Genomic DNA, 14,281 nt, shown 5'->3' on the forward strand with positions numbered 1-14,281 from the left:
TCATAAAAACAATCAACGATTCACATTCATGAAAATTTCTAAGGAAGCAAAAGTAGGGTTGATGGCAATCGTTGCGTTGTCGATGCTCTATTTTGGGTTTAATTTTTTAAAAGGAGCTGATTTCTTTTCGAGCAAATACAAGTATTTTGTAGTATATGACAACGTGGGCTCACTTCAGCCGTCGAACCCCATCAAACTCAACGGCGTGCAGGTAGGGCAGGTCAAAAGTACCGAACTGATGACCGACCGTGGAAACAAGGTGTTGGTAACGCTGGAAATTCAAAAAAATGTATTGTTGACCCAAGGTTCTAAAGTAATGCTGACGTCGGAGTTGTTGGGTGGAAGCGCTCTGATGCTGCAAATTGCGACGGGTGGAAAACAACTTCAGCAAGGCGACACACTAATGGCTGATTCTGAAAAAGGGATTCAGGCATTGCTCCAAGAACAAGCTTTGCCCGTGGTAAAAAATGCTGACTCGCTCATTATCAATTTGAACCGTATCGTAAAGCAGTTTGACCAAACGGGGTACGTATTGAATAAATTACTTACTACCACCGACCAAACGGCTTCGGGTATCAACGCAACTGTTGCTCAAAATCGCCAAGCCATTGCGGCGACTTTGGCCAATGTCAATGCCCTTTCGGCTTCTTTGATTGAAACCGAAAAGAGTTTTAAGCCTATTTTGGGAAATCTAAAAACCGCCACTGATTCGTTGAAAGCGCTTCGTTTGGGCGAAACATTGGCACAGGCCAATTCGGCAGTAGCTACCCTTCAAAAATCACTTACAGCCCTCGAACAAGGCGAAGGAACGGCAGGAAAGTTGTTGAAAGACCAAGCTTTGTACGATAATATCAACCGTACGATTGTGAGTGTTAACAAACTGATGACCAATTTCCGTCAATATCCTAAACGCTACGTCAATGTGTCGGTCTTTGGTAAAAAAGACAAAGGCCCCGCTGACAGCCCCGCCGATACGACGTTGAAGTATTAGTGGAGCCTTTGGAGGTGTATAAAAGACGTATTGCTAGGCACTAGCGAAGCGCCAATTTGATGAGTTGTTCGACGGTGATTTGGTCGCCTTCGCGTTTTAGAATGGTATCGACACTCTTCTCGGCGGTAGGCTTTGGAATCCCCAACATGACCAAAGCCGCCAGCGCTTCGCTGCGCACTTGGCTGTTGGCTGCCATAAAGACATTGGGCTGAGGAGCGATTAAGCCCTCTTTCTTGATTTTATCCTTCAAATCAATGATGACGCGCTGGGCGGTTTTTCCACCAATTCCTTTGATGGTTTGAATCAGTTTCACGTCTTCGTTGACAATTGCCTGCTTGATTTCGGGTGCTGACAACGACGAAAGCATAATCAACGCCGTTGCTGACCCTACGCCTGATACGCTTACCAAGTCCAAAAATAGAGTTTTTTCGGTAGGTTCGGCAAAGCCGTACAGCGTGTGGGCGTCTTCGCGGATTTGCTGGTAGGTATAAATTTTGCAGGCATCTCCTACATTGGGCAGCGCCCCGAAGGTTTGTAAAGATACTTTTACTTCATAACCAACGCCGCCTACGTCGATGATTACGTAGGCGGGGTCTTTATGAGCAAGTTTACCGTGTAAGTAAGCTATCATGGTTTATTTTTGAGTCCAATAATCAACCACCAATACTTTGTCGAGGTAAGGCCCTAAGACTTTACCAAAAGCTTTGTGGTCGGGGTGAGGCAAATAGACCGCACGGTCGGCTTCCGACGCAAACGTCAAGAAGAAGCAATGGGTAAAACCTTGGTCGTGGCCTTCTGGGCTATTGTTGGTTCCCCACTCAAACCCTTTGATTTCTTTGATTTGGGTAGGCAGTTTACGAAAAGCATCTTCCACTTTTTTGGCTTGCTCGGCAGTGGTGCCGTCTTTAAATTTAAACAAAACGACGTGACGAAGTACTTTGTCGGAAGAAGATTGTGCCATAGCGCCAAAGGTAAATAATGCCAAGAAAAGGGCTAAAAATGTTTTTTTCATGTGTAAATGTCTGTTTATGATAGTGAAGTGTCAAAACCGCTAAATCTACCCAGAGCAGTTGATACACTCGCCTGTGTTATCAAAAACACTGCGTTCAAAATCGCCAAGTTGTTCTTTTAACTCCAAAATCTCGTCTTCAATCTCACAACGGTCAAACAGCGATAATTCGCCCGAAGCAACTTGATTTTCAAGGTTTTTGAGCTTGAGTCTCATTTCTGAAACTTCCATTAGGGTTAATGTTGCCATGGTAATAGTAGGAGTATAAATGGATAATGTGGTTAAATGTCAATCCGAATAAGGCGGAAAAAGTTCGATAACTTTATTGAATTGTGGGGGTGTCATGCCACCATTCGTCGTTTTCCCAGTAATTGTCCCAGCCCAAATGGCGGTATTTTTTATTGATTTCTACGTCACGTTCACCAATAGAAAAATCGGTTAGAATATCGTTGGCAAAAATGAACAAATCTTTTGCCCACACCACGGGTTTTGTCTGATTTGTTTTATAGTTGCGCCAATTTCCGTCAAATTTAAAGCCACTTCCCTGCGCAGGGGCATTTTGGGAATAGTACCAAAGGTCAATTGTTCCATCTTTGCGTTCGTAAAAATCGAGGAACATTTGCCCAGAAAACACGCCTGAACCCTTAAAAACGGCGTTTTCTTTTAGCTCAAACGTAGCTTGGGCAGAATACGACTCTTTCAAAGCAAATTCGTCGCTATCGTAAGATTCTTCTTTATGATTGGGGTCTTTGAAGGTCGCCAGTTTCTCAAACTTAAGTGTTCCTTCAAACGGGGTGATGTTCTTTTTATAGCGGTTTTTCCCTTTTACATAATAAACCGTTGGATTTAACGAATCGCGGCGAACTTCCGAGAAATAAAACTCAATTCGGTAGTGGTCTGCACCATAAAAACCATCAAAACGGTTGGCATATCCGCCTTCGGCATCAGTCATAAATAACAACGGCGTAACATCGTGCTGTCCAAAAAAACTTGCCAATTGTTTCTCGGAAAGAGGGCTAACAATCAACGCTTTCAATGGTGCCGTGGTATCTTTCCGCAGCGAGTCCACGGCTTCTTTGTGCGTTACGAGTTTAACGGGTACGGCCGTAGGTTTTGAGTTCTCGTTGGTATTGCGAGCACATCCATACCAAGTAAGAGCAGCGAAGCCCAGAAAAAAAGCTTTGTTTAAAAAGAAGCGCATCAACGAATTTTATGGATTAGGTATGTACCAAGGTTATTATAAATCAAAACTTCTGCAATTATCAAATTGACGACCCACGATGCCCAAGTGACCGTTAGATAGGTTTCGATGGGTTTAGTACTTAAAAAATACACCATTACGTAGCTTCCCACTCTCAAACTCATCGCGGCCAGCGTCACGGCATAGCTTCGCATCATCCATTCTACGTGCCTTTGCCACTGATTTTTACGAATTTCGTACCAAGCAACGAGGGTAGTTAGCCACCATACAAGGCACTGCAACGAAAAACCTACTTTGGCAGGCAAGCCGCCGTTGGCATACAATGCCAGTACAAAACCCGACGGAGCGGCTAAAAACAGTATCGAAAATACGTAAACTTTTCCAAGGGTTTGGTGCAAACGGCGATATTTTTTTACAAAACTTGGAATGAACTGAAACAGGCCAATTCCCATCACCCACCAGCTGCTGAGGATATGGACGTAGAACCCCACTTGAAAATCTTTTTTTGCCAAAACTCGGTCGGTTTTGGTCGTCAAGAAGTCTATTTCTGGTTCAAAACTTAGGTAGGGAATTACCTTTGTGAGCATCAAAATCGTGAATGCCGCAACGGAGAGGAAGAAAAGGGTAGGAGAAAATCGAGAAAAACGCATATTCAACTACCCTTTTATAATTGATATTACAAATACTTCATATACGTAGCCAAATCTTTGTCGCCACGCCCTGAGAGGTTGATTACTACTGTTTCGTTGGCAGCCGCTTTTAGGTAAGGAAGTACCGCTAAAGCGTGTGAACTTTCAAGGGCGGGGATGATGCCTTCCAATTTGGCGAGTTCCATAGCTGATACCACCGATTCGTCGTCGGTGATGGCGTAGAATTGCGCCCGCTTGCTATCGTGCAAATGCGCGTGCAACGGCCCAATGCCTGGGTAATCCAATCCCGCCGAGATAGAATGTGGCTCCACAACTTGCCCATCTTCGGTTTGCATCAAAATACTCTTACTGCCGTGCAGTACGCCAATTTTTCCCAAAAATGTCGTCGCCGCCGACAATCCCGAATGAATTCCGTGACCGCCCGCTTCGGCTGCTACCAATTTCACAGGCGCATCATCTAAGAAATGATAAAATGCTCCTGCGGCGTTTGAGCCTCCACCTACGCACGCAATCACATAATCAGGGAGTTCGCTACCCGTTTTTTCTAGCAACTGTTTTTTAATTTCTTCCGAAATCACTGATTGAAAACGAGCCACCATGTCAGGGTATGGGTGTGGCCCCACGACCGAACCGATGATGTAGTGCGTATCGGTAGGATTGTTAATCCAGTGGCGCATGGCTTCGTTGGTGGCGTCTTTGAGGGTTTTAGAGCCACTCGTTGCAGGGCGTACTTCGGCGCCGAGCATTTTCATCCGAGCCACGTTTGGCGCTTGGCGCTGAATGTCAATTTCTCCCATATAGACAATGCACTCCATGCCCATCAAGGCACATACCGTAGCGGTTGCCACGCCGTGTTGTCCTGCGCCCGTCTCAGCCACAATCTTTTTCTTACCCAAACGACGCGCCAACAGAATTTGTCCGATGGTGTTGTTTACTTTGTGCGCTCCCGTGTGACACAGGTCTTCACGTTTGAGGTAAATGGTTGTATTGTATTTTTCAGAAAGGCGCTGTGCCAAATACAGCGGAGTAGGACGCCCTACGTAATCGCGGAGAAGGGAATGAAACTCTTCTTGAAAATCGGGTTGAGCGATGATGTGGAGGTAGTTTTCACGAAGCTCTTCCACGTTAGGGTAAAGCATTTCGGGAATATATGCCCCTCCAAACTGGCCATAATAACCGCGTTCGTTGACTTGGAAGGGTGAATTTACTGACGTTATTGCCATTGTGATGTTATTAAAGTTCGATTTCTTCTTCGGCGGGTCGAACCAATTCGAAGAGTTGTCTTAGTTTTTCAATGTCTTTAAACGCAGGTTCAGTTTCAAATTTACTGTTGACATCCAATCCAAAAATTTTGATGCCCAGTTCTGCGACCTGCTCTATATTTTCTAATGATAAACCACCGCTGAGAAAGAATGGTTTATCGTTTTGATAGCGTTTTAATGTGTTCCAATCAAACGTCACTCCGTTTCCACCTGGCTGTGAACCTTTTGCGTCAAACAAGAAATACTCGCAATGCGGGGTGTAATTATTAAGGCTGTTGAAGTTAAATGCTTCGTCGATTGAAAAAGCTTTAATGATATTGACACCTCTGCTTTTGAGGGTTCGGCAAGCATCGGGTGTTTCGTTTCCGTGGAGCTGTACAAATTGCAAATCGTAGCGTTTTACTTGCCTAAGGATAAAGTCAGGGTTGGCGTTGACAAAAACTCCTACCTTTTTACTGGTCTTGGGAATATTTTTGACAAATTCCTCATCGAGGCTTTCCCCTACGAAGCGAGGTGATTTGTCGTAAAAAATAAATCCGATAAAATCAGGTTTCAACTCCAGCAATTCGGCCAAATTAGCCGTGTCACGCATTCCACAAACTTTAATTTTCATCATAAGGCAAAAAGTGCATAGGCACCATTAAAAGGTTAACTATTACGTCGGCTATTAAGCAAATTGTGTTTTTGACGTAATCTCATCGACCAAACCGCGCAAGGCAGCGGCGGGGTCTTCGGTTTTCATAAACGTTTCTCCAATGAGAAAACCCTGATAACCAGCTGCGCGCAATTGTAAGATTGTATCAGCATCTTTGAGACTACTTTCGGATATTTTGACGAAATTATCGGGAATAAGTTGCGCCAATTCTAACGATGTTTCGACCGATGTAACAAATGTTTTAAGGTTGCGGTTGTTGACCCCGACCATGTCCACGTGCTCGCACAAGCTTTGCTCCAATTCTTCGCGGTCGTGTACTTCCAAAAGTACTTCTAAACCAAGGTCGTGGGCTTTTTGTCCTAAGTAGCTAATCTCGTCAGGAGTCAAGCAAGCTGCAATGAGTAAAATCACATCGGCGCCAATGGCTTTGGCTTCCCACAGCTGATATTCGTCAATCATAAAATCTTTGCGAAGCATGGGCGTCGCAGGATTGGCGGCACGTGCTTTGCCAAAATCCTCAAACGTACCACCAAAAAAATTGGTATCGGTCAATACCGATAGGCCATTCGCCCCCGCTGCGACGTATCCTTGCGTCACAATTTCGGGGAGAACGCGGTCGTTGATGATGCCTTTGGAAGGAGACTTACGCTTAAATTCGGAGATAATACCCGAAGCACCGTTGGCGGTGAGGGCGTTTTTGAGCGAGAGAGTGGGGCGACCAAAAAGTGGCGCTTGTTCAAGTTGGGCAAGGCTCACCCGACTTTTGGCGTCGGCTACTTCGGTACGTTTGTGGGCTACTATTTTGTCGAGAATATTCATTAGGGTTCAAAAATTTTGGCGACCGATATTTCAAGCTCAGGTAAGATGCTCGTCGTTATCACGTCGTCTTCTGTAAAAGGCCGTAAGCCAATGTATTTTCCTTCGTCATTGAGTACATACACAAAGATAGCGTTATCGTTGGGTTCTACCAACCAGTATTCTTTCACGCCATTTTCTTCATAAACTTCGTATTTATCGCGCATTTCTTTTTTGGTATTTCCTGGCGATAAAATTTCTATGATTAAATCAGGGGCACCAATACAACCACGGTCGTCGAGTTTATCAATGTCACAAATCACACAAATATCAGGTTGAACCACCGTGTAAATTTGATTATCCGAACGCTTTTTACCTTTCAACGGCGTGAGACGTACATCAAAAGGAGCTGTGTACATTTCACAACGTTTTCCATCGAGATAGTTACCGATGGGTAAAGACAACTGACGAGAAATTTTTTGATGTCGTCGTGCTGGTGCAGGCGACATGTTAAAAATCTTTCCTTTGATGAGCTCCAAACGCTCCTCAAACGCCCACGTTAAATAATCGGCGTAGGTGTAGGTGCCATTAAGGTCTAATTCTTCAAATGTCATCACACTCATAAGAAATAATGCTTTTAGAGTTGATTTCTTTGGGTTAGGAGTAATCCAAAGCACGCTACTTACTCTTCAATCAACGTTTTGAACGCCGCCAGCGCTCGCTTGCTTTCCAACGACTCTCGGGCCATGGCTACTGCGTCAGTGAGCGACAAAGTGGAATCAGCGGCAAAAAGCGCCAAACCTGCATTGGCCAACACGGCCTCTTTTTGAGCTGGTGTTGCCTCATCATTCAGTACATTCAGAAATATCGTTGCCGAATCTGCTAATGTTTCTCCTCCAAATAGCTCTTCAGGTTTCAGCGTCTTTAATCCTAAGTCGGCAGGCACGAGAATCTGCTCATTTTGTGCCGTAATAATCTTAAAGTCACCCGTCAATGATACTTCATCGTAGCCATCCAACGAATGAACAATCAAATATTTCATGCCCGATTGCTGATATAGATACGCGTAAAGGCGAGCGAGTTCAAGGCTAAAAACCCCCACCATTTGTTTGGGCGTAAAGCTCGGGTTAATCATCGGCCCCAACATGTTGAAAAACGTTTTTATCCCCAGCTCTTTACGAATGGGAGCTACGTTTTTCATCGCAGGGTGAAAAAGCGGGGCGTGCAAATAGCAAATACCTGCCGTTTCCATTTTTCGACGGAGATAATGAATGTCGTTGGTGAATTTAATTCCCAAATACTCCAACACCGTCGATGACCCTACTGCCGACGATACGCCGTGATTACCCTGTTTAGCCACTTTCTGCCCAGTTCCTGCCACCACAAATGCCGAAAGTGTCGAGACATTGAACGTATCCTTTCCATCCCCACCCGTTCCGCATACATCCATGGCATCAAAGTCCGAAAAGTCAACGGGCAGCAACATCTCTAGCATTGCTTTACGAAAGCCTGTTAATTCTTCTACCGTAATACCTCTAAGGGCAAAAACTGTTAAAAAACTAGCAATTTGAGATGAATTATACTCACCACGACCAATCCCCAACAGCGTTTGATAAGCCGTTTGTTCATCCAGCGTTTGATAATTGAGTAAGTAGTTGAGGGTTGCTTTCATATTGGTTCGGTTTAGACCTGCCAAGTTTTAAAAACTTGGCAGGTCTGGAGCCTCGTTTACTGTTTACAAATTCTGTTTTATTTGCGCTAAAATCTCGGCCGCACCTTCGCCCAGTAGTCTTTCGGCCAATTCGCCGCCTATTGCTTCTGTCGCTGAAGTATCTCCCGTTACGGTATGTTTTAGCAAGGTTTTTCCATCCAGACTTACTACCCCTCCTGTGATGCTCAAACCTTCTGCTTGGTGCGTTGCTAGTCCAAAAACAGGTACACTACAGCCGCCTTGCAAACGTCTCAAAAAGGCACGTTCGGCCAAGAGACAGGCTTCGGTAGCGGGGTGGTTGAGTAGCGCTCGTAGTTTTTCTTTTTTTTCTGGAGCAATGGTAGAGCTGCATTCGATAGCCACGCTTCCTTGCCCCACCGCAGGCGTAAATTCATCAAGTTGCAAGTGTTCACAAATCAGCGAGTCGTATTCCATACGGTGTACGCCTGCGTACGCGAGCAAGATGGCATCACACTGCCCTTCTTCCAGCTTACGAAGACGCGTTTGGAGGTTACCCCGCATATCCACTGTTTTGATATGGGGATAAAAATGTTTCAACATGGCTACTCGGCGCGTCGAAGAAGTCCCCACGACAAACGCCTCTCCGCTTTTCAACGACAGCGTTGGGTTGTGGCTTACAAGCACGTCGTTGACGCGTTCACGCTCAGTAAAAGCAATCAGTTCTAGGTCTTCGTCAAGTTCCGACTGCAAATCTTTGGCACTATGAACGGCAATATCAATGCGACCATCGCGAAGCTGGTCTTCAAGTTCTTGGGTAAAAACCCCTTTACTTCCAATTTTGGAAAGCGAACGGTCGAGAATTTGATCGCCTTTGGTTTCGATGATGACAATCTCCGTCGAAAGCCCTCCCTGTTGAAGTGATTTTTCGACGTAATACGCTTGCCAAAGCGCCAAACGGCTTCCGCGTGTTCCGATTTTTATGTGCATGAATGAATTCCGTTCTGAGTAAATAAGTATTTATTACTGAATGTAAAATTTATGCGACAGCATAACCCGAGTAGGAGCGTATAAATTCAGGTTGAAACCCTAACACAATATCATTCCGTTCAACTCCCTGTTCTACTAAGGCATTTGCAATATCATCTTCTGTCCAATTGGCTAAAATCCACACTTTTCCAGTCGGTTTTAATTGAATATGAATTAAAATACCTAGGCGAAATGTATCTTTATCAGCCCATCCAGAACGTAATACTTGAAAATGGCCGTGCTCAAAATCGGTAAGGAGGTGTTCCTCAATATTATTTTGTGGTTGACTATGAACGTACTGTTTTAGCAAACCCACGATGGCTTCTCTATACTGCGTTAGTTTTTCCATGATACTATCATTTTTTCGCTTGCATCATAAACAATAAGCCTAATGTGATAGGTTTCTATCGCTTCTATTATCATTCCTAAACTTTCAAAGGCTCGATTCGCATGGGAAGGAATCGCCAAGTACAGGATTCGTTCTGGTTCTTGTTTACGTAGCCCAATCAAATAATTCATATACTGTCCTAGCGCAGTATGAAAATCATAGACCAATGAAGGGTTCAAAAAACTTTTAACTTCAACAGCAATTTTCTGAAGCCCTCGCTCTGCCGCAAACATTTTTTCTGCGCCCAAATCAATATCTTGTTTTGGGCGAAATTCAGGTATATTGATTGTATAAGGATCATGTGTAATGCTCCACCCCTCTTTTTCAAGGGCCACTCTTACAGCCTGATGAAATATATCCTTTGCCATTGTTAACCCCCTCCTTCTATCCTAAACTCTTCTTCGCCTCTGCTTTCAGGATTTCTTTATCAATCGGCACTACCCCAACGTGTTCGCAAACGAGTCCGCCGCCTAGGTTGGAAAGTTCGGCTACAGTCGCTGGTGCAACCCCCAATGCCACCGCACAAGCGGCAATACTAATAACAGTATCTCCTGCCCCCGATACATCGGCGATTTCGCGTTGATGCGCTGGACTGCGGTGTTGTTTGTCCAAATAATCAATATACACTCCTCGCTCCGAGAGGGTCACAAATGCTCCTTTGGCGTTGAGTTCGTAGCGGAGTTTTTTTACGACAGCTTTCAGTTCGTCTTCATTCCGTACATCGAACTCTACTTTCAACCCTTCTTTCAGTTCCTTTAGATTCGGTTTGAACAAAGTGACGTTTTGGTAGGCCAAAAAGTTGCGTTTTTTTGGGTCAACCACCGTCGGAATCCCTAATAAGTTGGCCGCATCGGTGATTTCTTTGATGACGTTGGGGCACAAAACGCCTTTATCATAGTCTTCAAAAAGAACAACGTGGCACTCGGGTAAAAGTGCTTTGGCCTTCTCAATCAGCTGCGCTTGTTCTTCCAGCGTTATTACTTTATCGGTTTCAGTATCCACTCGAACCACCTGCTGCGAACCCGCAATGATACGTTCTTTGATAGTCGTGATGCGGTCGGGGCTTTGTAAGATTCCGTCGGTGCGCAACTGACGCTTTGTCAATTCGCCCAATAAATTCTGTCCCTCCGTATCTTGCCCCACCACCGAGCAAATAATGGGTTCGGCGCCGAGCGCGTGTATATTCAAAATTACATTCCCTGCTCCTCCCAAACGGTATTCGCGGCGTTGGGCCACGACTACAGGGACGGGTGCTTCGGGCGAGATTCGGTCCACTTTCCCCCACACGTAGGCATCCAACATCACATCTCCTACAATCAGTACGCGCAGTTGGTTAAAAGAATCGAACAGTTGGTCAATAGTCATACGATTAAATAGCAAGCCAATTTTGTAGCATTTGTTTTCCGTGCTCTGTTAGCACCGACTCAGGGTGGAACTGTACTCCGCGCACGTCGTACGTATTGTGACGAAGTGCCATCACTTGGCCATTTTCGTCCACGGCTGTGATGGTCATGGTATCGGGTACGGTTTCGCCCACCACTGTCCATGAGTGATAGCGCCCTACTTGAAACGACGACGGAAGTCCTTTGAACAAAGGTTCATTGGCATCTGTTACAATGGCTTTATCACTAATGCCGTGAAGCACATCCGACATATTGTTTAGGCTTGCCCCAAATACTTCCCCAATGCCTTGATGCCCTAAGCATACACCCATGATGCTTTTTGTCGGGGCGTAAGTGCGCACTAAATCTTGCAAAATCCCTGCTTCTGACGGAATGCCAGGGCCAGGTGAAAGAAGAATTTTATCATAGTTGGCGACATCTTCCAGCGCAATTTTATCGTTGCGGTGCACTTCCACATCATCGTGCAACTCACGAAGGATATACACCAAGTTGTAAGTGAAAGAGTCGTAATTATCAAGAACCAAAATTTTCATAGTAATAGCTATTTGTGGCAAAAGTACCCAATTCCGTCCGTACCTCAAACCTTACGTTTAAGATAGGAGTCGTAGTCGGGTAAGATGGTTTCATATTCTTGGTACATCAACGGGGAAGTGAGGATATAATCGGCCGTGATGCGGTCGCAAGCCATGGGAATGTTCCAAAGTACCCCCAAACGCAAAAGCGCTTTGATGTCAGGGTCGTGCGGCTGTGCCGACATAGGATCCCAGAAAAAAATAAGCACATCAAGGCGCCCTTCGGCAATCATTGCCCCAATCTGCTGGTCGCCGCCGAGCGGCCCACTAAGCAGGCGCGTGACGTGGACGTCGAGGGCATCTTCTAGCAACCGCCCCGTCGTTCCTGTTCCAAACAATTGATGGCGACCCAAAGTAGCCTTATTATACACCGCCCATTCGATGAGTTCGGCTTTTTTGTTATCGTGTGCCACAAGCGCAATTCGCTTTCGGGCTGGAGTAAGGCGGGTTTGCATATTGTAGTATAAGTATTCGTTACAGAGTTTGCACATAAGAAAACAAACCAAAAAGCCGATTCGGCTGCTTTCGGTGTTTCTATGTGTTTATTCCTATGTTTTCTATGTGTTTAAAATCAATGCGTCTTCATCTAGCATTTATTTTTACACCCCTAAAACCCAATTTTCCCTTTACGACCTTTCGTATTTTTCCCTTCAAAATAGGTTTTTAACTCTTCAAGCTCTTTCTCAAACCCTCCCGACAAAATCGGGAAACGACACCACGCCCGAGGGTCTAAGTTGTAATCGTCGAGATGGAAGCCTGGGGCGTAACGCTCTCGCTTCCATTGATTTCGGCTCCATAATTTAAAGAAACGATCAACTGACGCGTACAACGTTTCCCTTGAATATTTTTCGGCAAAACGCACTTCCATGCTACGGAAACAATCGACAGGGGACTTCTTGTCGCGAATCGCTACTTCCTCAATGGCATCCAATACCTCGTAAGGCATCAAATCTTTCTCGTCGGTTTGCATCCGTTCTTTAGGGCGCAATTCGGCCGTGGGCTGCAAGCTGTTTACTTTTTGCAAACCTTCCACTTTAATATGGTGTCCTTTGACGTGGCATCCGATGGTTTCGAGCCATACCAACCACTGCCGCAGCCAGTATTTGTCAATCCCCGCAATAGGGCTAATGCTCCCCGCCGTGTCACCGTCCATGGTACAATACCCCACGGCAACTTCAGAACGGTTGGAGGTAGCGAGTAACAAATGTCCGTATAAGTTAGCCAACATCCATACGCTCGGGGCACGTACCCTCGCTTGGATATTTTGCAACGGAATATCGTCTTGCTCCCACGTGAGGTCGCGGCCAATTTGCTCCTCGATAAGCCCTTTGTAGGTTTCTACTAGGCCATTGATATTAATGTTGTGGAAAGTCGCGCCGATTGAATGAGCCAAACTTGCCGCCGATTCGTAGGTGTCGGTAGAACTATTTTCTGTCCCTTGATAAATACTATGAATCAACTGTTTGGCAATACCCTCCACGGTCGTTTCTTGCTGAATTTTTTTGATATGACCCAGTTTTTGTTTGAACGCTTCGAGCCCAATGCTTTCATCGGCCAAACGAATCATCAAGCCACACAATGCTACGCAAGCACAAGAATCAGCCCCGCCCGAAAGTGACACCGTAAAACCATACGAACGGGATTTGCGGAGGTAATCAAACAATCCTAAACAAACAGCCCGCGCAAACTCTTCTTCTTTTAAATACCCGCCACGCTCAAAAGGCTCTAACTCGGCCACTTGGTACGCGGGTGCTACTTCGTGCCACTGGAAGGTATCGGTCACTTTCCAATTTCCGCCAGGAACGGGCGATTTTACCTGCGAATGGGAAAGTCGGGTGACATCGGTATCAATGACCGCCGAAGTAATGTAATAATCGGCATAGCCAAACCGTGGGCTAGAGGCCAACAACGTACCATCGCTGGCAATCATGGCATCGCCGTCAAAAAGAAGGCGACCCGCTTCGTTGCCAAGCAAGTTGGTATAAACATAACTACACGAAAACGAGCGAGAGCCGTCAATGACGAGTCGCTCACGGGTCATGAATTTCTGGAAAGCAAACGGGCTGGCACTCGGATTGAGGATAATGTCAACGCCTCGGTCAAAATGCAAACGCCCTGGACGTTGGGCCACCCACGCATCTTCACAAATTTCAAACCCAATTCGGATACCCGATAAATCAAAAATCAAATCGCCAACGGGATACGAAAAGTCACCTACTTTTACTTCGTCACGCATCCCCGCAGGCCAACGGTGAAACCAACGGTCTTCGTAGAAAAGTCCGTAGTTGGGCAAATGTTGCTTGGCCACAAATCCAAGAATACGCTTATTGACAATCAAACAAGCCGTGTTGTATATTTTATTGTTGAATCGCAAAGGAAGTCCTACCGCGACGGCAATACCCGTCGTATGAGGGGCAATTTCGTGCAAACTTTCAATGGCCTGTGCAAGGGTATTTGCACTGTAAAAAGCATCGTCGCAGCCATAGCCTGTAATACATAATTCGGGCAAGCAAAGCAGGCTAATCTCTTGTTGGCGAGCGTCTTCAATCGAACTTACGATGTGTTTACGATTCGATTCCCACGCTAAAGGAGTGGTATTGATAGTGCCTGCGGCTACTTTAATGATAGACATAGCAGAAAGAATGGTTTATAAAATC

18 protein-coding genes are annotated in these 14,281 nt (G+C 45.5%); 1 reads left to right on the forward strand and 17 read right to left on the reverse strand.

The annotated features are described in order from the left end of the window. Positions 1–28 precede the first annotated feature (28 nt). A complete protein-coding gene (locus K339_RS0114640) occupies positions 29–991 on the forward strand; it encodes an MlaD family protein (RefSeq protein WP_028524263.1) in 963 nt (320 codons plus the stop codon). A 40-nt stretch (positions 992–1,031) separates the two neighbouring features. On the opposite strand, the gene ruvA is transcribed toward K339_RS0114640, so the two are convergent. The 17 genes from ruvA to nadE form a co-directional block, all read right to left on the reverse strand. Further along, complete coding sequence (ruvA, locus tag K339_RS0114645; protein WP_028524264.1) at positions 1,032–1,622, reverse strand: Holliday junction branch migration protein RuvA; 591 nt, start codon at positions 1,620–1,622, stop codon at positions 1,032–1,034. A gap of 3 nt (positions 1,623–1,625) precedes the next feature. Continuing rightward, on the reverse strand, positions 1,626–1,952 hold the full coding sequence (locus K339_RS0114650) for a Dabb family protein (RefSeq protein ID WP_374754641.1): 327 nt from the start codon (positions 1,950–1,952) through the stop codon (positions 1,626–1,628). Positions 1,953–2,048: 96 nt separating this feature from the next. Then, positions 2,049–2,249, reverse strand: coding sequence for a hypothetical protein (locus tag K339_RS0114655; protein ID WP_028524266.1), 201 nt, complete (start codon positions 2,247–2,249; stop codon positions 2,049–2,051). 73 nt (positions 2,250–2,322) lie between these two features. Continuing rightward, a complete protein-coding gene (locus K339_RS0114660) occupies positions 2,323–3,201 on the reverse strand; it encodes a hypothetical protein (protein ID WP_028524267.1) in 879 nt (292 codons plus the stop codon). After that, entirely contained in the window at positions 3,201–3,851 is a 651-nt protein-coding gene (locus tag K339_RS33735; protein ID WP_064750968.1) for a DUF2306 domain-containing protein, read from the reverse strand. Before K339_RS33735 ends, K339_RS0114660 begins: the two co-directional genes overlap by 1 nt. Before the next feature lie 26 nt (positions 3,852–3,877). Continuing rightward, a complete protein-coding gene (trpB, locus tag K339_RS0114670) occupies positions 3,878–5,074 on the reverse strand; it encodes a tryptophan synthase subunit beta (RefSeq protein ID WP_028524268.1) in 1,197 nt (398 codons plus the stop codon). A 10-nt stretch (positions 5,075–5,084) separates the two neighbouring features. Then, a complete protein-coding gene (locus K339_RS0114675) occupies positions 5,085–5,726 on the reverse strand; it encodes a phosphoribosylanthranilate isomerase (protein WP_028524269.1) in 642 nt (213 codons plus the stop codon). Positions 5,727–5,780: 54 nt separating this feature from the next. Continuing rightward, entirely contained in the window at positions 5,781–6,587 is an 807-nt protein-coding gene (gene trpC, locus K339_RS0114680; protein ID WP_028524270.1) for an indole-3-glycerol phosphate synthase TrpC, read from the reverse strand. After that, the gene (locus K339_RS0114685; RefSeq protein ID WP_028524271.1) at positions 6,587–7,186 is read right to left on the reverse strand and encodes a Uma2 family endonuclease; all 600 of its coding nucleotides are present in this window, start codon (positions 7,184–7,186) and stop codon (positions 6,587–6,589) included. The genes trpC and K339_RS0114685 overlap by 1 nt, the downstream gene beginning before the upstream one ends. A 59-nt stretch (positions 7,187–7,245) precedes the next feature. Continuing rightward, on the reverse strand, positions 7,246–8,235 hold the full coding sequence (gene trpD, locus K339_RS0114690; RefSeq protein WP_028524272.1) for an anthranilate phosphoribosyltransferase: 990 nt from the start codon (positions 8,233–8,235) through the stop codon (positions 7,246–7,248). Positions 8,236–8,298: 63 nt separating this feature from the next. Next, positions 8,299–9,222, reverse strand: coding sequence for a hydroxymethylbilane synthase (gene hemC / locus K339_RS0114695; RefSeq protein WP_028524273.1), 924 nt, complete (start codon positions 9,220–9,222; stop codon positions 8,299–8,301). Positions 9,223–9,271: 49 nt separating this feature from the next. Continuing rightward, positions 9,272–9,610, reverse strand: coding sequence for a XisI protein (locus K339_RS0114700; RefSeq protein ID WP_028524274.1), 339 nt, complete (start codon positions 9,608–9,610; stop codon positions 9,272–9,274). Beyond that, complete coding sequence (locus tag K339_RS0114705) at positions 9,598–10,017, reverse strand: element excision factor XisH family protein (protein ID WP_028524275.1); 420 nt, start codon at positions 10,015–10,017, stop codon at positions 9,598–9,600. The genes K339_RS0114700 and K339_RS0114705 overlap by 13 nt, the downstream gene beginning before the upstream one ends. A gap of 16 nt (positions 10,018–10,033) precedes the next feature. Then, positions 10,034–11,014, reverse strand: coding sequence for a bifunctional heptose 7-phosphate kinase/heptose 1-phosphate adenyltransferase (locus K339_RS0114710; protein ID WP_028524276.1), 981 nt, complete (start codon positions 11,012–11,014; stop codon positions 10,034–10,036). Between the two features lie 4 nt (positions 11,015–11,018). Beyond that, positions 11,019–11,585, reverse strand: a complete 567-nt coding sequence (locus K339_RS0114715; RefSeq protein WP_028524277.1) for an anthranilate synthase component II — start codon at positions 11,583–11,585, stop codon at positions 11,019–11,021. A gap of 44 nt (positions 11,586–11,629) precedes the next feature. Beyond that, the gene (locus K339_RS0114720; RefSeq protein WP_028524278.1) at positions 11,630–12,079 is read right to left on the reverse strand and encodes a methylglyoxal synthase; all 450 of its coding nucleotides are present in this window, start codon (positions 12,077–12,079) and stop codon (positions 11,630–11,632) included. A gap of 152 nt (positions 12,080–12,231) precedes the next feature. Continuing rightward, positions 12,232–14,256 (reverse strand): NAD(+) synthase, encoded by a 2,025-nt coding sequence (gene nadE, locus K339_RS0114725; protein ID WP_028524279.1) that lies wholly within the window; start codon positions 14,254–14,256, stop codon positions 12,232–12,234. Positions 14,257–14,281 lie beyond the last annotated feature (25 nt).

Source organism: Runella limosa DSM 17973 (assembly GCF_000482465.1).
GTDB lineage: Bacteria > Bacteroidota > Bacteroidia > Cytophagales > Spirosomataceae > Runella > Runella limosa.

Excerpts from the sequence above, each read along its gene's own strand:
- K339_RS0114685 (WP_028524271.1), bottom strand. The coding sequence starts at position 7,186 with ATGAGTGTGATGACATTTGAAGAATTAGACCTTAATGGCACCTACACC.
- ruvA (WP_028524264.1), bottom strand. The coding sequence starts at position 1,622 with ATGATAGCTTACTTACACGGTAAACTTGCTCATAAAGACCCCGCCTAC.
- K339_RS0114705 (WP_028524275.1), bottom strand. The coding sequence starts at position 10,017 with ATGGCAAAGGATATATTTCATCAGGCTGTAAGAGTGGCCCTTGAAAAA.
- K339_RS0114715 (WP_028524277.1), bottom strand. The coding sequence starts at position 11,585 with ATGAAAATTTTGGTTCTTGATAATTACGACTCTTTCACTTACAACTTG.
- K339_RS0114640 (WP_028524263.1), top strand. The coding sequence starts at position 29 with ATGAAAATTTCTAAGGAAGCAAAAGTAGGGTTGATGGCAATCGTTGCG.
- K339_RS0114675 (WP_028524269.1), bottom strand. The coding sequence starts at position 5,726 with ATGAAAATTAAAGTTTGTGGAATGCGTGACACGGCTAATTTGGCCGAA.
- K339_RS0114650 (WP_374754641.1), bottom strand. The coding sequence starts at position 1,952 with ATGGCACAATCTTCTTCCGACAAAGTACTTCGTCACGTCGTTTTGTTT.
- nadE (WP_028524279.1), bottom strand. The coding sequence starts at position 14,256 with ATGTCTATCATTAAAGTAGCCGCAGGCACTATCAATACCACTCCTTTA.
- K339_RS0114660 (WP_028524267.1), bottom strand. The coding sequence starts at position 3,201 with ATGCGCTTCTTTTTAAACAAAGCTTTTTTTCTGGGCTTCGCTGCTCTT.
- trpC (WP_028524270.1), bottom strand. The coding sequence starts at position 6,587 with ATGAATATTCTCGACAAAATAGTAGCCCACAAACGTACCGAAGTAGCC.
- trpB (WP_028524268.1), bottom strand. The coding sequence starts at position 5,074 with ATGGCAATAACGTCAGTAAATTCACCCTTCCAAGTCAACGAACGCGGT.
- K339_RS0114655 (WP_028524266.1), bottom strand. The coding sequence starts at position 2,249 with ATGGCAACATTAACCCTAATGGAAGTTTCAGAAATGAGACTCAAGCTC.
- K339_RS0114710 (WP_028524276.1), bottom strand. The coding sequence starts at position 11,014 with ATGACTATTGACCAACTGTTCGATTCTTTTAACCAACTGCGCGTACTG.
- hemC (WP_028524273.1), bottom strand. The coding sequence starts at position 9,222 with ATGCACATAAAAATCGGAACACGCGGAAGCCGTTTGGCGCTTTGGCAA.
- K339_RS0114720 (WP_028524278.1), bottom strand. The coding sequence starts at position 12,079 with ATGCAAACCCGCCTTACTCCAGCCCGAAAGCGAATTGCGCTTGTGGCA.
- trpD (WP_028524272.1), bottom strand. The coding sequence starts at position 8,235 with ATGAAAGCAACCCTCAACTACTTACTCAATTATCAAACGCTGGATGAA.
- K339_RS0114700 (WP_028524274.1), bottom strand. The coding sequence starts at position 9,610 with ATGGAAAAACTAACGCAGTATAGAGAAGCCATCGTGGGTTTGCTAAAA.
- K339_RS33735 (WP_064750968.1), bottom strand. The coding sequence starts at position 3,851 with ATGCGTTTTTCTCGATTTTCTCCTACCCTTTTCTTCCTCTCCGTTGCG.